Annotated in this window: 19 protein-coding genes; 2 read left to right on the forward strand and 17 right to left on the reverse strand. The window is 60.4% G+C overall.

Going from position 1 to position 18,653, the window contains the following annotated elements:
* Positions 1–84 precede the first annotated feature (84 nt).
* The 14 genes from J2Y90_RS24635 to J2Y90_RS24700 all read right to left on the reverse strand — a co-directional run bounded on the left by J2Y90_RS24635 (position 85) and on the right by J2Y90_RS24700 (position 11,255).
* On the reverse strand, positions 85–723 hold the full coding sequence (locus J2Y90_RS24635; RefSeq protein ID WP_016770981.1) for a TetR/AcrR family transcriptional regulator: 639 nt from the start codon (positions 721–723) through the stop codon (positions 85–87).
* A 351-nt stretch (positions 724–1,074) separates the two neighbouring features.
* Positions 1,075–1,866 carry a TatD family hydrolase gene (locus J2Y90_RS24640; RefSeq protein ID WP_253504338.1) on the reverse strand — a complete coding sequence of 264 codons (792 nt, stop codon included), beginning with the start codon at positions 1,864–1,866 and terminating at the stop codon, positions 1,075–1,077.
* Positions 1,867–1,881: 15 nt separating this feature from the next.
* Entirely contained in the window at positions 1,882–2,238 is a 357-nt protein-coding gene (locus J2Y90_RS24645) for a PilZ domain-containing protein (protein ID WP_016770983.1), read from the reverse strand.
* Between the two features lie 42 nt (positions 2,239–2,280).
* Positions 2,281–3,264 carry a DNA polymerase III subunit delta' gene (locus J2Y90_RS24650; protein WP_253504340.1) on the reverse strand — a complete coding sequence of 328 codons (984 nt, stop codon included), beginning with the start codon at positions 3,262–3,264 and terminating at the stop codon, positions 2,281–2,283.
* Positions 3,257–3,889 carry a dTMP kinase gene (gene tmk, locus J2Y90_RS24655; RefSeq protein WP_253504342.1) on the reverse strand — a complete coding sequence of 211 codons (633 nt, stop codon included), beginning with the start codon at positions 3,887–3,889 and terminating at the stop codon, positions 3,257–3,259. Before tmk ends, J2Y90_RS24650 begins: the two co-directional genes overlap by 8 nt.
* A gap of 19 nt (positions 3,890–3,908) precedes the next feature.
* Complete coding sequence (gene mltG, locus J2Y90_RS24660) at positions 3,909–5,090, reverse strand: endolytic transglycosylase MltG (RefSeq protein ID WP_253504344.1); 1,182 nt, start codon at positions 5,088–5,090, stop codon at positions 3,909–3,911.
* 3 nt (positions 5,091–5,093) lie between these two features.
* On the reverse strand, positions 5,094–5,909 hold the full coding sequence (gene pabC / locus J2Y90_RS24665; protein WP_253504346.1) for an aminodeoxychorismate lyase: 816 nt from the start codon (positions 5,907–5,909) through the stop codon (positions 5,094–5,096).
* Positions 5,909–7,153, reverse strand: coding sequence for a beta-ketoacyl-ACP synthase II (gene fabF / locus J2Y90_RS24670; protein WP_253504348.1), 1,245 nt, complete (start codon positions 7,151–7,153; stop codon positions 5,909–5,911). Before fabF ends, pabC begins: the two co-directional genes overlap by 1 nt.
* Positions 7,154–7,261: 108 nt before the next feature.
* A complete protein-coding gene (gene acpP, locus J2Y90_RS24675; protein WP_003175607.1) occupies positions 7,262–7,498 on the reverse strand; it encodes an acyl carrier protein in 237 nt (78 codons plus the stop codon).
* Between the two features lie 196 nt (positions 7,499–7,694).
* Positions 7,695–8,438, reverse strand: a complete 744-nt coding sequence (gene fabG, locus J2Y90_RS24680) for a 3-oxoacyl-ACP reductase FabG (protein WP_016770989.1) — start codon at positions 8,436–8,438, stop codon at positions 7,695–7,697.
* Between the two features lie 16 nt (positions 8,439–8,454).
* Positions 8,455–9,393: an ACP S-malonyltransferase gene (gene fabD / locus J2Y90_RS24685; protein ID WP_056788244.1), complete on the reverse strand. Its 939-nt coding sequence runs from the start codon at positions 9,391–9,393 to the stop codon at positions 8,455–8,457.
* 123 nt (positions 9,394–9,516) lie between these two features.
* Complete coding sequence (plsX, locus tag J2Y90_RS24690; protein ID WP_301291688.1) at positions 9,517–10,527, reverse strand: phosphate acyltransferase PlsX; 1,011 nt, start codon at positions 10,525–10,527, stop codon at positions 9,517–9,519.
* 4 nt (positions 10,528–10,531) lie between these two features.
* Entirely contained in the window at positions 10,532–10,714 is a 183-nt protein-coding gene (gene rpmF / locus J2Y90_RS24695) for a 50S ribosomal protein L32 (protein WP_003179396.1), read from the reverse strand.
* 13 nt (positions 10,715–10,727) lie between these two features.
* Positions 10,728–11,255, reverse strand: a complete 528-nt coding sequence (locus tag J2Y90_RS24700) for a YceD family protein (protein ID WP_003204262.1) — start codon at positions 11,253–11,255, stop codon at positions 10,728–10,730.
* Between the two features lie 105 nt (positions 11,256–11,360).
* On the opposite strand from J2Y90_RS24700, the gene J2Y90_RS24705 reads away from it, so the two are divergent.
* Positions 11,361–11,939, forward strand: a complete 579-nt coding sequence (locus tag J2Y90_RS24705) for a Maf family protein (protein WP_253504350.1) — start codon at positions 11,361–11,363, stop codon at positions 11,937–11,939.
* A gap of 119 nt (positions 11,940–12,058) precedes the next feature.
* On the opposite strand, the gene sppA is transcribed toward J2Y90_RS24705, so the two are convergent.
* From sppA to rluC, 3 genes are read right to left on the reverse strand one after another with little or no spacing between them, the layout of a single operon-like run.
* Positions 12,059–13,048 carry a signal peptide peptidase SppA gene (gene sppA / locus J2Y90_RS24710; protein ID WP_083352209.1) on the reverse strand — a complete coding sequence of 330 codons (990 nt, stop codon included), beginning with the start codon at positions 13,046–13,048 and terminating at the stop codon, positions 12,059–12,061.
* A gap of 24 nt (positions 13,049–13,072) precedes the next feature.
* Positions 13,073–13,735, reverse strand: coding sequence for an HAD-IA family hydrolase (locus tag J2Y90_RS24715; protein ID WP_083352208.1), 663 nt, complete (start codon positions 13,733–13,735; stop codon positions 13,073–13,075).
* Positions 13,722–14,681 carry a 23S rRNA pseudouridine(955/2504/2580) synthase RluC gene (rluC, locus tag J2Y90_RS24720; RefSeq protein WP_253504352.1) on the reverse strand — a complete coding sequence of 320 codons (960 nt, stop codon included), beginning with the start codon at positions 14,679–14,681 and terminating at the stop codon, positions 13,722–13,724. The genes J2Y90_RS24715 and rluC overlap by 14 nt, the downstream gene beginning before the upstream one ends.
* A gap of 699 nt (positions 14,682–15,380) precedes the next feature.
* Between rluC and rne the strand changes: the two genes are divergently transcribed.
* Positions 15,381–18,653 carry a ribonuclease E gene (rne, locus tag J2Y90_RS24725; RefSeq protein ID WP_253504354.1) on the forward strand — a complete coding sequence of 1,091 codons (3,273 nt, stop codon included), beginning with the start codon at positions 15,381–15,383 and terminating at the stop codon, positions 18,651–18,653.

The raw sequence follows: 18,653 nt of genomic DNA on the forward strand, positions 1-18,653 counted from the left end.
TTTTAGCAAGCCCTATGCCTGAGTATATTCCTGCGCTATCGCGCCATGTTGCGAAAACATGGCGCAATCAGATCGCTGAATGGCTCAAGTGCTTGGCGTTTCCGGATCGCGCTTGCGCTTGTTGCCCATGCGCACGCCAATATCCATCAGGAACTGGAAGAAGCCCTCCTGATCTTCCAGCACATTGCTCCAGAACGGCGAGTGGTACAGCGCCACCGCGCCATGCACCAGCGCCCAGGATGCGCAGTAGTGGAAGTACGGCGGCACGTCTTCGAGCTTGCCTTCGCTGATACGGCCCTTGATCAGCAGGGTCAGGCGTTCGAAGTTAGAGGCACGAATCTTGTGCAGCTCCTCGACCATCTCCGGCACCTGATTGCCCTTGACCACTTTCTCTTCGAGACGGTCGAACAGGCGATAGCGCTGCGGGTCGCGCATGCGGAATTCGAAGTAGGCGCGGGACAGCGCTTCCTTGTCCTTGTCGACATCGGCCGAATGCAGCAGCTCGTTCAGATCGCGCTCGTAATCGAGCATCAGGCGCAAGTAGATCTCGGCCTTGGATTTGAAATGCTTGTAGATCGTGCCTTTGCCGATACCCACGGCATCAGCAATCATCTCGACGGTGACACTGTCTTCACCCTGGTCGAGGAACAGCTTGAGCGCGGTATCGAGAATTTCCTGCTCGCGGCGACGAAATTCACGGACCTTACGAGGTTCTTTATGCATAAGAAAAAGGTCTGAAGGGTCAAAATTCGAAGCCGCGTATTATGCCTAACTTGCGCAAAAAAGCACGGTTCATCGACCAAATCTGTGTTTCTTGTTCATTTTGAGAACGAATGGACTGCAATGAGAACTCAACTGAAGCAAACGTATTCCAAATTTGTTTAAAAACCCCGACCGGCTCACTGGACTGAACGCCAGACTGATCAATACTTGAACTGTCGGCCGACATCTCCCCCAAGTGTCGCGCCGGTAAAGGTACCAACGGACCGCGTGCCTTTGTTTTACTCCTAATGGTCTTAACCCGGATTCACCCCCCAGAACCCGGGTTTTTTTTGCCTGCGATTCGGGCAGCCGTCATACGGCAGATTTAACACTCGCCAGCGGGAACAGGCGCTTGAAGTTTTCCGTGGTCTGCTCGGCAAAGCGCTCGTAGTTCTCACCACGCAGCATCGCCAGAAACTCCGCCACTTCGCGCACGTATTGCGGCAGGTTCGGCTTGCCGCGATACGGAATCGGCGCCAAATACGGCGAATCGGTTTCCACCAGCAGGCGATCGGCCGGTACTTTGCTCGCCACATCGCGCAACGCGTCGGCGTTGCGGAAGGTGACGATGCCTGACAGGGAAATGTAATAGCCCATGTCCAGCGCCGCTTTGGCCATGTCCCAGTCTTCGGTGAAGCAATGCAACACACCGGCCTGGGGCAACGCCGCTTCGCGCAGCAGTTGGAGGGTGTCGGCACGCGCGCCGCGAGTGTGGATGATCACCGGCTTGCCGGTCTGCTGCGCCGCTTCCAAGTGCAGGCGAAACGACTCCTGCTGCAATTCGGCGGCTTCCGGCTCGTAGTGATAGTCGAGGCCGGTCTCGCCGATTGCCACCACTTTCGGGTGATTGAGCTCGTGCAACAACCAGTCGAGCGCTGGTGCCGCGCCCGGTTGCACATCCAGCGGATGCACGCCGACCGAGCAATCGACGTCGGCATAACGCTCGGCGAGGGCTTTGACGTCGGCGGCGTTGTCGGCACTGACGCCGATGCACAGAAAGTGTCCGACTCCGCGCTCGCGGGCCGCAGCGAGTGCGGCATCCAGCGAGCCGTCGTGGGCGGCGAGGTCGAGGCGATCAAGGTGACAATGGGAATCTACGAGCATAAAAAGGACTGCAACTTACATCGTATGAGTGGGACGGTCGGATTTCAGCGCTCCGGCCAGATGAGTTTCGATGCGACTGCGCGCGGTGTCGTCACCGTCGTTGAATTGCACGCCGACGCCGGCGGCGCGATTGCCTTGCGCGCCCTTGGGGGTAATCCAGGCGACTTTGCCGGCGACCGGAATTTTTTCCGCTTCATCCATCAGGTGTAAAAGCATGAACACCTCGTCGCCCAACCGGTAGCTTTTGTTGGTCGGGATGAACAGACCACCGTTCTTGATGAACGGCATGTACGCGGCATAGAGCACCGACTTGTCCTTGATGGTCAGGGACAAGATGCCGTTACGCGGCCCCGGGCTGACTGGTTCAATCATGTTCACCTCCACTGCTGATCTTCAGAGTCTAGGTACACATTCTTATCTTTGACCAGGCAATCCCACCCATTGCACCAACAACGCTTCCAGCAACAGGGCCGGATTGAGGTTGGCCTTGCTCAGCACCTTCTGCCGCTGGGCGAGAATCCAGTCCTGGATCTCCAGCACTTTACCCTGCGCGCTTTTCTGCGCCAGGTACTGCACGACCTTACGCATATCGGCCAGGCCAAGGCCGGCTTCGTCCTGGGTCAACTGATACCGCAGGATCAGACTGGACCAGTCGCAGAACCAGTCGAACAGACGCAGCATCGGAATGCTTTTCCACTCTTCCGCAAGCTGCGTTGGCGATTGCTGCCCCTTGAGCAACTTCTTCACGCCTTCGACCACTAGCGCGCGCTGTTCACGCACACCTTGGGATTGCAGGCTGACCGCCATCAACGGCGAGCCGGCGGCGAGCGTCAGCAGTTCGACGCGTTGTTCTTCAGCGCAATCCGGCAGCGCTTGAGCCAGCCATTGCAGGCTCATCGCCTCGCCCGGCAACGGGCAGGCCTGCTGCACGCAACGACTCTTGATCGTTGGCAACAAACGGCTCGGCTGGTGACTGACCAACAACAGCACGGTATCGCCGGACGGCTCTTCCAGGCTTTTGAGCAAGGCGTTGGCAGCGTTGATGTTCATCGACTCGACCGGCTCGATCAGCACCACTTTGCGCCCGCCGAGCTGCGCGGTCTGCACGACGAAGCTGACCAGATCACGGACCTGATCGACCTTGATCGCCTTGTCCGCTTCTTCCGGTTCGAGAATGTAGTTGTCCGGATGACTGCCGGCCTTGAGCAGCAGGCAGGACTTGCACTCGCCACAGGCCTCAGGCGTCGGGCGCTGACACAGCAGGCTGGCCATCAAGCGTTCGGCGAGCGCACGTTTACCGATCCCGGCCGGACCGTGCAGCAGATACGCGTGGGCATGCTGACTGCGTCCGGCCAGTTGCTGCCAGAGGCTGGCCTGCCATGGATAGGCCTCAGCCACGGGCCAGCTCCAGCAGATTCGGCAGCAAGGTATCCAGCGATTGCTGCACCTTGGCCAATGGCTGACCGGCATCGATGCGCACATAGCGCGAAGGGTCGGCTTCGGCGCGTTTCAGGAACGCATTGCGCACGCTTTCGAAAAACGCCCGGCCTTCGAGTTCGAAGCGGTCCAGTCGACCACGGGCGCTGGCGCGGGCCAGACCGATTTCCACGGGCAGGTCGAAAATCAGCGTCAGGTCGGGCCGCAAGTCGCCCTGCACAAAAGTCTCCAGAGTGGCGATGCGCTCCAGCGACAAACCACGACCGCCGCCCTGATAGGCGTACGTCGAGTCGGTGAAGCGATCACACAGCACCACCGCGCCACGGGTCAGCGCCGGGCGAATCACCTCTGCCAGATGCTGCGCGCGTGCAGCGAATACCAGCAACAGCTCGGCGTCCGGGTGCATCACTTCGTCGGCCGGGGTCAGCAACACCTCGCGAATCCGCTCGGCCAGTGGCGTGCCACCCGGCTCACGGGTGAGCACCACTTCGATACCGGCGGCGCGCAGGCGCTCGGCGAGGTATTCGCGATTGGTGCTCTTGCCCGCGCCTTCCGGGCCTTCCAGGGTAATAAACAAGCCAGTCACAGGCAGTCCTTCATCAAAGTCATTGCGCGTTTTGCGGTGCAGCGGCGTCGGGTTCCGGGGCTGGCGCAGGTTCTTGCGGCGACACCTGCGGCAGCACCTCGGGCGCGGTGTTCGGCGAGGCCGCCGGAATCGCTTCATCGGTGGCCGGCGCTGTTTGCGGCGCGTTCACTGGCGCCGGGCTGGAGCGGTAATCGGCACGGCGTTTGAGCTGGTATTCGCGCACGGCGTTGTTGTGCGCATCCAGATCATCGGAGAACACGTGGCTGCCATCGCCACGGGCGACGAAATACAGGCTGCTGCCCTGTACCGGATTGAGCGCAGCATGAATCGCTTCACGCCCGACCATGGCAATCGGCGTCGGCGGCAAGCCGGGAATCACGTAGGTGTTATAGGGCGTCGGTTCTTTCAAATGCGCGCGGGTCAGTTTGCCGGTGTAGCGATCACCGAGGCCATAAATCACCGTCGGGTCGGTCTGCAACTGCATGCCCAGCGCCATGCGCCGTACAAAGACGCCGGCAATCTGGCCGCGCTCCTGCGGTACGCCAGTTTCTTTTTCGACCAGCGAGGCCATGATCAGCGCTTGATAAGGTTCGGTATAAGGCACATCGGCGGAACGCTGCGCCCACTCTTTGGCGAGCACTTCGTCGAGACGGTCAAAGGCCTTCTTCAGCAGCTCGGCATCAGACATGCCGCGCACGAAACGATAGGTGTCCGGGAAGAAGCGGCCTTCAGGGAACAAGCCTTTGTGGCCAATCTTGGCCATGACGTCGCCGTCGCTCAGACCGTTGAGGGTCTGCTCGAGCTTGTCGTCCTTGGCCAGGGCGGCGCGCACTTGATGGAAAGTCCAGCCTTCGACCAGGGTCAGGCTGTACTGAACCACGTCGCCGCGCTTCCACGAATCGATCAGACCGTTGACGGTCATGCCCGGCTGCATGCGGTATTCGCCGCTGTGAATCGGCGTGCCGGTGAGGTTGAAGCGCCAGTAGACGCGCAGCCAGAACGCGTCCTTGATGACGCCATCGGTTTCGAGTTCAAGGAAGGTACGGGTCGGAGTGGAGCCTTTCGGCACATCCAGCAGTTGCTCCTGCGGGATGTTCAGGGGCTGTTCCAGTGCCGAATGAATTTTCCAGGCGCTGGCGCCCAACAGCAGCCCTGCCAGAACCAGTCCGGTTTCCAGCAGCAGCAAAAGTTTACGTCTCACGAATCAAGCATCCAGTAGCGCGCGGGCAATGGTTTGCAGTTTACGGGTGAGCGGGCCAACCGGCCAGCTCAGTGCAGCACAGGCGCGTACCGGCCAGACGCCATAAACGCTGTTGCAGACAAACACTTCATCAGCCCATTGCAGATGATCGAGGCTGATATCGGCGATTTGCGCAGGGATGGCCAGTGACTCGGCCTGAAACAATATTTCCGCGCGCATCACACCAGCGACGCCGCAGCGCTTCAAGTCGGGCGTGATCAGACCACCGTCGCGCACCAGGAAAATATTGCTGAACACGCCTTCGACGACGCGCCCGGCCTGATCGAGCATCAGGCCCTCGGCGTGCTCACTGTCCTGCCATTCGGCGCGGGCGAGCACCTGTTCCAGTCGGTTCAGATGTTTGAGCCCGGCCAGCAGAGGTTGCGTGGACAAGCGGGTGTTGCAGGGAAACAGGCGGATGCCGTGCACGGAGTGGGCAGCGGGATAAGCCGCCGGCGGATTGCCTTGCAGAATGCGTCGGCCTTGTGCCGCTGGGTCGGGCGCATAACCGCGCAGACCGTCACCGCGAGTGAGGATGAGCTTGAGCACGCCCTCGTCCATCGCAGCCGCATAGCTGAGCAGTTCGTGGCGGATCAGCTCGAAGTCGGTCGCGATGGCCAGACGCGAACAGCCATCGGCCAGACGCGTCAGGTGTCGATCCAGCAGGATCGGCCGACCGCTGTGCACGGCAATGGTCTCGAACAGACCATCGCCGTAAGCCAGGCCGCGATCTTTCAGCGACAGCGCGTCAGCCGGTTGACCGTCGACCCAGCTCTCCATCAGCCCGCGAACCGGCGGAACGCCAGAGTGCCGTTGGTGCCGCCAAAACCGAAGGAGTTGGACAGCACGACATCGATGTCCATGTTGCGCGCAGTGTGCGCGACGAAATCGAGATCGCAGCCTTCGTCAGGCTCCTCAAGGTTGATGGTCGGCGGTGCCACCTGGCTGTTGATCGCCAGCACGCTGAAGATCGCCTCAACGGCGCCCGCTGCGCCCAGCAAGTGACCTGTCATCGACTTGGTCGAGCTGACCGCCAGCTTGTAGGCGTGATCGCCGAATACCGATTTGATCGCGTTGGCTTCGGCAAGGTCGCCGGCCGGGGTCGAGGTGCCGTGGGCGTTGATGTACTGCACTTGGTCGACGTTGATCTTCGCATCGCGCAGGGCATTGGTGATGCAGCGCGCGGCACCGGCGCCATCGGCGGGTGGCGAGGTCATGTGGAACGCATCGCCACTGGTGCCGAAACCGATCAGCTCGGCGTAGATCGTCGCACCACGGGCCTTGGCGTGCTCGAGCTCTTCAAGAACCAGGGCACCGGCACCGTCGGACAGGACGAAACCGTCGCGGCCCTTGTCCCATGGACGACTGGCGCGGGTCGGCTCGTCGTTGCGGGTCGACAGTGCACGGGACGCGCCGAAGCCGCCCATGCCCAGGCCGCAAGCGGCCATTTCCGCGCCGCCGGCAATCATCACGTCAGCTTCGTCGTACATGATGTTGCGCGCTGCCATGCCGATGCAGTGCGTACCGGTGGTGCACGCGGTGGCGATGGCGTAGTTGGGTCCCTGTGCGCCCAGATGGATCGACAGGAAACCGGAAATCATATTGATGATCGAGCCAGGCACAAAGAATGGCGAAATCCGCCGTGGGCCGGTCTCGTGCAGGGTGCGGCTGGTTTCTTCGATGTTGGTCAGACCGCCGATACCCGAACCCATGGCCACGCCAATGCGTTCACGGTTGGCATCGGTGACTTCCAGACCGGCATTGCGCACGGCTTGAAAGCCTGCGGCGAGGCCGTACTGAATGAACAGGTCGAGCTTGCGCGCTTCCTTGACCGACAGGTATTCCTCGACATTGAAGCCTTTGACCGAACCGCCGAAGCGGGTCGAATAGGCAGAAAGGTCGGTGTGTTCGATCAGACCAATGCCACTGCGGCCAGCCAGAATGCCCTGCCAACTGCTCGGCACATCCGTGCCCAGTGGCGACAACATACCCATACCGGTGACTACGACGCGTCTACGCGACACAGCACTCTCCTTTTTCAAATGACGATTTTGCATCAGGCCTAAAGAAAAAACCGCACGCCATGATGGCAGTGCGGTTTTTCCATGACAGCAAGCAACGATTACAAACTGTTACGCCTGGTGGCTGGTAACGTAGTCGATTGCAGCTTGTACAGTAGTGATCTTTTCAGCTTCTTCGTCAGGGATTTCGGTCTCGAATTCCTCTTCCAGAGCCATCACCAGCTCAACGGTGTCAAGGGAGTCGGCACCCAGGTCTTCTACGAAGGAAGCGGTGTTGACCACTTCTTCTTCTTTAACACCCAGTTGCTCGGCAACGATTTTCTTGACGCGCTCTTCGATGGTGCTCATACCTTGTTTTCACTCCTAATGGACAAATTCAGGCAGCTGGCCAGTGGGTAAGTGTATAGAAAGCCTTTTCAGTTTTTCAACTGAAAGCTTCACTCCTCAAACCCTGCGGCCCTCTGCCTATAAATAGATTGCAGCTTTATAACGGATTTTAGACAGCTCGTATGACATTTTTTTGAAGCAATCCGTCACATTTTACTTACATGTACATCCCACCGTTCACCGGGATTGTAGCCCCGGTAACGTATGCCGCACCGTCGGATGCAAGAAAAGCGACCACGGACGCGATCTCTTGAGCTTGTCCCAGACGACCCAGCGGAATCTGCGTCTGCAAGGCTTCACGCTGTGCTTCAGGCAGCTCGCGGGTCATATCGGTATCGATGAACCCTGGGGTCACCGAGTTGACCGTAATCGAACGCGAACCGACTTCACGCGCCATCGCCCGGCTGAAACCTTCCAGACCGGCCTTGGCGGCTGCATAGTTTACTTGGCCGGCGTTGCCCATGGCACCCACCACCGAGCCAATACTGATAATTCGACCCCAGCGAGCCTTGGTCATGCCGCGCAGAACGCCCTTGGACAGGCGATACAGACTGTTCAGGTTGGTATCGATCACGTCGTACCATTCGTCGTCTTTCATGCGCATCATCAGGTTATCGCGGGTGATACCGGCATTATTGACCAGAATCGCCACCGGAGCACCGAACTGCTCCTGAATGCCTGCCAGCACGGCGCTGACCGATTCGTCGCTGGTGACGTTGAGTTCGAAACCGGCACCCTGGATGCCGTTTTCCTTCAGGGTCGCGGCAATGCGCTCGGCGCCCGACGCGGAGGTCGCGGTGCCGACAACGATGGCGCCCTGACGACCCAGTTCCAGTGCGATGGCCTGGCCGATGCCACGGCTTGCACCGGTGACCAGTGCAACTTTACCTTGCAGACTCATGCAAGTTTCTCCTGATTCAGGCCTGCGCTGCGCGAGCGGCAGCGAAGGCATCTGGGGTATTGAGGTTGGAAGTCGAAACGCCTTCGGCGCAACGCTTGTTCAGGCCAGCCAGGACTTTGCCCGGGCCGCATTCGACAAGATTCGTGGCGCCCTTGGCCGCCAGGGTCTGCACCGATTCAACCCAGCGCACTGGCTTGTAGAGTTGTTCCAACAGGTCACGCTTGAGGGTTTCCAGATCGGCCGGCACTTGTGCGCTGACGTTCTGCACCACCGGGATCTGCGGCGCTTGCCAGTCGATGGCAGCGATGGATTCGGCGAAGCGCTCGGCAGCCGGACGCATCAGTTCACAGTGCGACGGCACGCTCACCGGCAACGGCATGGCGCGTTTGGCGCCACGGGCCTTGCAGCCCTCGATGGCACGCTCGACAGCAGCCTTGGCGCCGGCGATCACCACCTGGCCCGGCGAGTTGAAATTCACCGCACTGACGACTTCGCCTTGCGCCGCTTCGGCGCAGGCTGCCAGCACATCGGCGTCTTCCAGACCGAGGATCGCAGCCATGCCGCCCTGCCCGGCCGGCACCGCCTCCTGCATCAACTGGCCACGGCGCTCGACGAGCTTGACCGCGTCAGCCAGGGTCAGGCTGCCGGCGGCAACCAGCGCACTGTATTCACCCAGACTATGACCGGCAACGAATGCCGGACGCGCGCCACCTTCGGCCAGCCACAGACGCCACAGGGCGATCGAGGCGGTCAGGATTGCCGGTTGGGTTTTATCGGTTTGATTGAGCAACTCTTCCGGGCCCTGCTGGGTCAGTGCCCACAGGTCGTAGCCCAGCGCAGCAGAGGCTTCTTGAAAAGTTTCGAGGATCAGCGGATGTTGCGCGCCCAGCTCGGCCAGCATGCCGAGGGACTGCGAACCCTGTCCTGGAAAGACGAATGCGAGGGAAGCAGACATGTAACAAGCCCCTAATGATCTTGTCGTCGGAAAATATCGTCCCGCTCGGGACGCGAGAAACTGACAGTTTGGATGGCCCTTTGAACCGGGCGGTCACATTTAAGCATTGTCCGACGAAAACGCCTAAGACAACAGATCCTCCAGACGGCCGTGGAGACGCTCGGGCAGGTTCTCCTGGATCTCGATCAGTGCCCGTTGAATCGCACTCTGAAAGCCCTGAACACCGGCCGCCCCGTGACTCTTCACGACGATGCCCTGCAAGCCGAGAAAGCTTGCGCCATTATGTCGCGCCGGAGCCAGGTCGGCCTGCAGACGCTTCATCAACGGCATCGCGAGCGCGCCTACAGCGCGAGAAGCGATGTTTTTCTTGAACAGGGCCTCGATGCGCGCCGCAATCATCGTCGCCAGGCCTTCGCTGGACTTGAGCAGGATATTGCCGACGAAGCCGTCACACACCACCACATCGGCCTCGCCGCGATACAAGCCGTCGCCTTCGATGAAGCCGATGTAGTTGATCCCGCGCGCAGCCTGCAACAGCGTTGCGGCCAGTTTGACCTGCTGATTGCCCTTGATGTCTTCGGTGCCGATGTTCAGCAACGCCACACGCGGACGGGCAATCCCCAAGGTCTGCGCAGCCACCGAACCCATCACAGCGAACTGCAACAGGTGCTCGGCACTGCAATCGACGTTGGCGCCAAGATCGAGCAACTGGCAATAACCGGTCTGCGTCGGAATCGCCGCCACCATGGCCGGACGATCAATGCCAGGCAGTGTCTTCAACACAAAACGCGACAACGCCATCAACGCCCCGGTATTGCCGGCACTGACACAGGCCTGCACCTTGCCATCGCGGAGCAATTCGAGGGCGACACGCATCGACGAATCCGGCTTGCCACGCAGGGCCTGAGCAGGTTTTTCGTCCATGGTGATGACTTCGCTGGCCGCAACAATCGTCAGGCGCGCGCGATCGGCAGCCGACTGGCCGTGGATCAGTTCTTCAAGAAGGGAGGGTTGACCGACGAGGGTCAGGTGCAACGAGGGCGTAGCAGACAGGCAAGCGAGACTGGCCTGAACAATGCTGCGGGGACCGAAGTCCCCGCCCATTGCGTCAATCGCGATGACTTGAGCGGACAAGTGATTACTCGTCAGCGCCCTTGTCGATCACTTTACGGCCACGGTATACGCCTTCTGGCGATACGTGGTGACGCAGGTGAACTTCACCGGTGGTTTTTTCTACAGACAGGGTGCTAGCCTCGAGAGCGTCGTGCGAACGGCGCATGTCACGGGCAGAGCGGGATTTTTTGTTCTGCTGAACAGCCATAATTGATTAACTCCTAAACGTTTGGGTCACGCTTTAACTGCGCCAATACACTGAACGGGTTGGACCGCGTTACCTCGTCCTCGCTCGGTTCGGGCTCATCTGCTCCCGCCGGCTGCTGGCATTCTTCCGGATGATGAGCAGGCACAATGGGCAAGGCGAGCAGAAGCTCCTCCTCGATCAGTGACTGCAGATCCAATGGATCTTCCCCCAGTTCCAGCACGTCATAACCTTTCGGCAACGACTGGGTATTCGCACCCTCCTTCACCACCGCGTAACTGCATTCGCTGTGGATCGGCAGGGTGACCAGCTCAAGACAACGCTGGCAAACCATTTTGACTTCGGTGTCGATAAAGCTGTGGATGACCACAGACTTACGTTCATCTCGTTCAAAAACGAATTTGGCCTGCACCGTACCGACATCGTCGGAAAGCGGGTCGCAGAGTCTCTTCAAATCGGCCAGCAGCAGTTCACCTTGAAGGGTGGTGCCACGGTCAGCCAATTTGCGCGGGTCAACGTGAGGTGGAATCGGGTCATTCAACATAGGCGCAGCATTATAGGGATGCACCCACCCATGTCAAAGGAAATTGTGCCCTGTCCGTCACTTGCGCCCCTCCGCTAGAATCCGCACCTGCCTCAGGAGACGTCCATGCTGCCTTTATTACTCGCTTCAAGCTCGACTTATCGCCGCCAATTGCTCGCCCGCCTGCACCTGCCGTTCGTCTGCAGCTCGCCGGACATCGATGAAAGTCATCGCCCGGGCGAGTCCGCGATCGATCTGGTCAAACGTCTTGCCGAAGAAAAAGCCCGGGCCTTGGCGGACAGCCACCCTGCTCATTTGATCATTGGCTCGGATCAGGTCGCCGTCCTCGGCGAACAGATCATCGGCAAGCCGCACACCTTCGAAAAGGCCCGCGATCAGCTGATGGCCGCCAGCGGCGCGAGCGTGACCTTCCTCACCGGCCTGGCGCTGTTCAACAGCCAGACCGGGCAATGCCAGGTCGACTGCGTGCCGTTCACCGTGCACATGCGTCAGCTGGATCAGGCGCGCATCGAGCGCTATCTGCACATCGAGCAGCCGTACGACTGCGCCGGCAGCTTCAAGGCCGAAGGCTTGGGTGTAAGCCTGTTTCAATCGACCGAAGGTCCGGACGCCACCAGTCTGGTCGGCCTGCCGCTGATTCGCCTGATCGATATGTTGTTGGTCGAAGGCGTGCAAGTCCCTTGAAAGCAAAAGATCGCAGCCTTCGGCAGCTCCTACAGAATCGGCGTCACCGCAAAAAAAGCGATTGAACATTAATCCTGTAGGAGCTGCCGCAGGCTGCGATCTTTTGATCTACCGGCAATTTACCGCAACGAAGGCCCGTGGAAACCCATCCACATCGCCAACTGCTCGGCCACGCTGGCACCGAGCTTTTTCGAGAAGCGATCGAACGGCGATTCCTGCACAGTGAAGTCCACCAGCTCCTTCTCGCCGATCACATCACGCGCCACCGAACTGGCACTGCCCAGACCATCGATCAGGCCCAGCGGCAGCGCCTGCTCACCCGACCAGACCAGCCCGGAAAACAGCTCCGGATGTTCTTTGTCTTTCAGGCGTTCACCACGACCCTGCTTGACGCTGTTGATGAACTGCTTGTGCGTAGTGTCGAGCACGCCTTGCCAGAACGCGGTTTCTTCAGGCTTTTGCGGCTGGAACGGATCGAGAAACGCCTTGTGCTCGCCGGAAGTGTAGGTACGACGCTCAACACCCAGCTTTTCCATGGTGCCGACGAAACCGTAACCCGCCGCCGTGACGCCGATCGAACCCACAAGACTGGCCTTGTCGGCGTAGATCTGGTCCGCCGCGCTGGCGATGTAGTAAGCACCGGAGGCACCTAGATCGGAAATCACAGCGTAGAGCTTGATCTCCGGGTGCAGAGCACGCAGACGCTTGATCTCGTCATAGACATAACCCGACTGCACCGGACTGCCGCCCGGGCTGTTGATGCGCAGGATCACGCCCTTGACCTTTTTGTCTTCGAAGGCCGCGCGCAGGCTGCCCACGATGTTGTCGGCGCTGGCTGGTTCCTTGTCGGCGATTACACCGTCAATCTCGATCAACGCCGTGTAGTTCGGGCCGCGCGTGGCGCTTTTTTCCATGTCCATCAGCGGCGTGAACAGCAGCAGCGCAACAAACAGGTAAACAAACGTCAGCAGCTTGAAGAAAATCCCCCAGCGCCGCGAACGGCGTTGTTCCTGCACGCCAGCCAGCAGAGTTTTTTCCAACAGCTTCCAGCTTTTCGCGTCACCGTCGTCGGCACTTGCCTTGGCCGGTGCTTTCCATTCGTCGGTCATGCCATCTACCCCAACAAAAACGTATTAAGCCCGCTGACCCAGCCAGGCATGCAATTCAGAAAAACGGTCGATCGACAGCCGCGGCTCGAACTGTTGCAGAGACTCGATCGATTGCGCGCCATAACTGACCGCCACCGAATCCATTCCCGCATTGCGCGCCATCAGCAGATCGAACGACGAATCACCGACCATCAACGCCTGCTCCGGGCGCACGCCACAGTGGCTGACGATCTGCTCAAGCATCAGAGGGTGCGGCTTGCTGGCAGTTTCATCGGCAGCACGGGTGATATCGAAATAATCTTCCCAGCCATTGGCCTTGAGTACGCGATCAAGGCCGCGCCGGTTCTTGCCGGTCGCCACCGCCAAGTGATAGCCCTGCTCGCGAAACGACGCCATCGACTCGACCACGCCTTCGAACAGCGGCGAAGGCACGGCTTCGGCAGCGATGTAGTGATCGGCGTAGTACTCGCGAAACGCGAGCAGTTCTGCGTCACTGATTTCGGGGTACAGGGTGCGAATCGCTTCCGGCAATCCGAGACCGATGATGCCTTTTACGGCGAAGTCATCGCGCAACTCGAAACCGGAACGCCCGGACGCCGAGTGCATCGCCTCGACGATCCGATGGATGGAATCGGCAAGGGTGCCGTCCCAATCGAAAATCAGCAGCTTGTAATCAGATGGGCGCACTCAATCGCTCCACGGTCTTGGCCCACATTTCGTCAACCGGCGCTTGAAGGGTCAGCTTGCCGCCATCGGGCAGCGGCACGGTCAGCATGTAAGCGTGCAGGAACAGACGCTTGCCGCCCAGATCGCGGATTTCCCTGGTGAAATCCTCGTCGCCATACTTGCTGTCACCCGCAATGCAATGGCCAGCATGCAAGGTGTGCACGCGAATCTGGTGGGTACGACCGGTAACCGGTTTCGCCTCGACCATGGTGGCAAAATCGCCGAAGCGGCGCAGCACCTTGAACATCGTCAGGGCTTCCTTGCCCTCGTCATTGACTTCGACCATGCGCTCGCCGGAACGCAGATTGCTCTTGAGCAACGGTGCGCGGACCTGCTTGATCGAGGTCGCCCAATTGCCACGGACCAGCGCCATGTAGCGCTTGTCGACGCCATCGCCACGCAGTTGCTCGTGCAGGTGGCGCAACATGCTGCGCTTCTTGGCGATCATCAGCAGGCCGGAGGTGTCACGGTCCAGACGATGAACCAGCTCCAGCTCCTTGGCATCGGGACGCAACTGACGAAAGGCTTCGATCACGCCGAAATTCAGCCCGCTGCCGCCGTGAACCGCAATGCCGGCGGGCTTGTTGATCACGATCAGGGCTTTGTCTTCGTAGACAATCGACGCTTCGAGGCGCTGCAACAGCCCCTGAGCCAGGGGCACCGGCTCGTCGCGTTCAGGCACGCGAACCGGCGGCACGCGCACGATGTCGCCGGCCTGCAGCTTGTATTCGGGCTTGATCCGACCTTTGTTCACGCGCACTTCGCCTTTGCGCAAAATGCGGTAAATCAAGGTCTTGGGCACGCCTTTGAGCCGGGCGAGGAGAAAGTTGTCGATTCGTTGGCCGGCATACTCCGGCGAGACTTCAAGCAGTTGAACGCCTGGAGTCGAAGGGGCAGTAGTTGTCATGCCGCGGATGATAACAATTTTTATGGAATTGAAGCACTTAATCATTGCTGCTATAGTCGCGAACGCCGCCAAAAGCGGCCTGGACAGCGGAACCACGGTCAAAGACCGGCCCTGACCAACGCAATTCACCAGGGCGCGAGGCCGTCCTACGGGGCTTTCGCTACGTAACGGTGGAGTTTGCGGTTGTAACGAGCGCAGGTGACATGAGGCCTGAATTACACCGCCGAGCAGAGTTCTCACTCGCCCGGCAGGCAACATTCAAGGCCAGTTCACAAAGTGCAGTCGACTGCGAATGACCCCGAGCGGTTGCTTCGGAAACATCGCCTGAATTAGCCATGATGCGTGACCTCCCCTTTCGGAGCTCACGGTAAATGCCAACCCGCTGCGGATTCTGCGCGCGGCAGCACCCGAATTATCAGGGATACGTGTAGGGTGGAGATGCACAACCGCCGGACTGTGTAGCAACAAGCTTTGATCAAGACGCTTCATCTCGTCCACAGCCGCTGGTTGATTCCTCCTCCTGACTGAGTGCTTAAGTAGCCACAGCAAGCAGGACGCGTACGTCGCGGTATCGGCCCAATTGGCCGCACATCGCTGGACACGGGAATGGCCAACCACTCCCGACGCACCTGACACCGACCGTGAGAAGTCGTGTGTGCCGAACGCCGTTTCCGGCAGCCCGGAAACCGACGGTACTACATGAAAAGAATGCTGATTAACGCAACTCAACCCGAAGAGTTGCGTGTTGCACTGGTAGATGGCCAGCGCCTCTACGACCTGGACATCGAATCCGGTGCACGCGAGCAGAAGAAGGCCAACATCTATAAAGGCCGCATCACTCGCATCGAACCAAGCCTTGAGGCTGCCTTTGTCGATTTCGGCTCCGAGCGCCACGGCTTCCTGCCCCTCAAAGAAATCTCCCGCGAATACTTCAAGAAAGCCCCTGAAGGCCGCGTCAACATCAAGGACGTCCTGAGCGAAGGCCAGGAAGTCATCGTCCAGGTCGAGAAAGAAGAACGTGGCAACAAGGGCGCTGCCCTGACCACTTTCATCAGCCTCGCCGGTCGTTACCTCGTGCTGATGCCGAACAACCCGCGTGCCGGCGGCATCTCCCGTCGCATCGAAGGCGAAGAGCGCAACGAACTGCGTGAAGCGCTGAACGGTCTGGTCGCTCCGGCCGACATGGGTCTGATCGTGCGCACTGCAGGCCTGGGCCGCAGCAGCGAAGAAATGCAGTGGGACCTCGACTACCTGCTGCAACTGTGGACCGCCATCAAAGAAGCCTCGCTGGATCGCTCCGCGCCATTCCTGATCTATCAGGAAAGCAACGTGATCATCCGCGCCATCCGCGATTACCTGCGCCAGGACATCGGCGAAGTGCTGATCGACAGCGTTGAAGCCCAGGACGAAGCCCTGACCTTCATCCGCCAGGTGATGCCGCAGTACGCCAGCAAGATCAAGCTGTACGAAGACAGCGTGCCGCTGTTCAACCGTTTCCAGATCGAAAGCCAGATTGAGACCGCGTTCCAGCGCGTCGTCGAACTGCCTTCCGGCGGCTCCATCGTCATCGATCCGACCGAAGCCCTGGTGTCCATCGACATCAACTCGGCGCGCGCCACCAAAGGCAGCGACATTGAAGAAACCGCCCTGCAGACCAACCTTGAAGCCGCCGAAGAAATCGCCCGTCAGTTGCGCCTGCGCGACATCGGCGGCCTGATCGTCATCGACTTCATCGACATGACCCCGGCCAAGAACCAGCGCGCCGTGGAAGAGAAAGTCCGCGAATGCCTGGAAGCTGACCGCGCCCGCGTGCAGATCGGTCGTATCTCGCGTTTCGGCCTGCTGGAAATGTCCCGTCAGCGCCTGCGCCCATCGCTGGGCGAAAGCAGCGGCATCGTCTGCCCGCGTTGCAACGGCACCGGCATCATCCGTGACGTTGAATCGCTGTCGCTGGCCATTCTGCGCCTGATCGAAGAAGAAGCCCTGAAAGACCGCACCGCCGAAGTTCGCGCGCAAGTGCCGATCCCGGTCGCCGCGTTCCTGCTCAACGAAAAACGCAACTCGATCACCAAGATCGAACTGCGCACCCGTGCCCGTATCGTCATTCTGCCGAACGATCACCTCGAAACGCCGCACTTCGAAGTTCAGCGTTTGCGTGACGACAGCCCGGAAGCCGCGACCAACCAGTCCAGCTACGAAATCGCTGCCGCCGCTGCCGAAGTCGAAGAAGTCCAGCCTGCCGCTGCGACCCGCACTCTGGTTCGCCAGGAAGCTGCGGTGAAAACTGCCCCGGCCCGTGCGAACGCACCGGTGCCGACCGAAGTTGCACCTGCCGCACCTGTTCCGGCACCGGTTGCCGCGCCTGAGCCAAGCCTGTTCAAGGGTCTGGTGAAGTCGCTGGTCAGCCTGTTCGCCACCAAGGAAGAGCCAGCCGCACCGGTCGCTGTTGCGAAACCGGCTGCCACCGAGCGTCCTGCCCGCAACGAAGAACGTCGCAACGGTCGTCAGCAGAGCCGCAACCGTAACGGTCGTCGCGATGAAGAACGCAAGCCACGCGAGGAACGTGCTCCACGTGAAGAGCGTGCCCCACGCGAGCCGCGCGAAGAGCGTCAGCCTCGTGAAGCCCGTGAGCCGCGTGAGACCCGCAGCGAAGCGCCGGTAGCCCGCGAAGAGCGCGCACCACGTGCCCCGCGTGAAGAACGTGCACCGCGCGCACCGCGTGAAGATCGCAAGCCGCGTGGCGAGCGTGAAGAACGCGTACGTGAACTGCGCGAGCCACTGGACGCCGCGCCAGTCGCAGCCGCAGCCACCGCTGCCGTGTCGACTGAAGACCGTCCGGCCCGTCAGCCACGCGAAGAACGCGCTCCGCGTCCGCCGCGTGAAGAACGTCAACCGCGCGCCGAACAAGCCGCTGCTGCCGTCGCTGAAGAAGAAGTGAACACCAATAACGAAGAGCAACTGCCGGAAGACGGTCAGGACAACGCCGAAGGCGATCGTCCACGTCGTCGCTCCCGTGGTCAGCGTCGTCGCAGCAACCGCCGCGAGCGTCAGCGTGATGCCAACGGCAATGTGATCGAAGGTTCGGAAGAATCCGAGTCCGCTGAAAACGCTGGTGAGCCAAGCACTGCCGATCTGGCCGCTGGCCTGGCCGTCACCGCCGCCGTTGCCAGCAGCACCATCAGCGCTCCGGCTGAAGCTCAGGCCCACGAGCAGGCTGAGCGCGCTACCGCCGCCACACTGGAAACTGCTCCAGTCGAAGCGCCGGTTGTCGAAGCCACCACTCCTGTGGAAGTGACCGCTGCGCCGGAGATCGAAGTCGCCCCGGTCCGCGAAGCTCAGCCTCAGGTTGAAGCAGCGGCTGAACCGGAAGCTGTCGTTGAAGCGCCAGCTGCCGCCACTGAGCCAGCGGTTGAAACCGTCACTGAAGAAGTGACCAAAACCGTGCGTGAAGTTCGCGAAGAGCAGACTGCGTTCAACTGGGTTGCCGAGCCAGCCGTCACTGAGACTCCAGCGCCAGTCGCTGAAGCCGAAGTACCGCAGGCCATGGTTTCCGAGCCAGTGGTCGCAGCGGCCGAGCCGGCTCCAGCGCCTGCGGTTGAAGCTCCAGCAGTCGAAGCACCGGCTGTCGAAGCTCCAGCCATTGTCGAAGCACCGGCCCCAGTGGTTGAAGCTCCGGCTCCGGTCAGCGCCCTGACGCCAAACGGCCGCGCGCCAAACGACCCGCGTGAAGTGCGTCGTCGCAAGCGTGAAGCCGAGCGTCTGCAGAAGGAAGCCGAACTGGCTGCCGCTGCGGCGCCAGTGGCTGCCGAACCTGCCGCTGCGGCTGAAGTGGTCGAGGCAGCCCCTGCCCCGGTCGCTGAAGAAGCATCGGTTGAAGCGGTGATCGCTGAAGCACCACGGTCCGTTCAGGATGCGGTCGAGCAGCGCGAAGAAGCTCAGGAAAAAGAGCACGAGCCTAAACCACTCGTGTAA

The sequence above is a fragment of the Pseudomonas koreensis genome, assembly GCF_024169245.1.
In the GTDB taxonomy this organism is placed as follows: Bacteria; Pseudomonadota; Gammaproteobacteria; order Pseudomonadales; family Pseudomonadaceae; genus Aquipseudomonas; species Aquipseudomonas koreensis_F.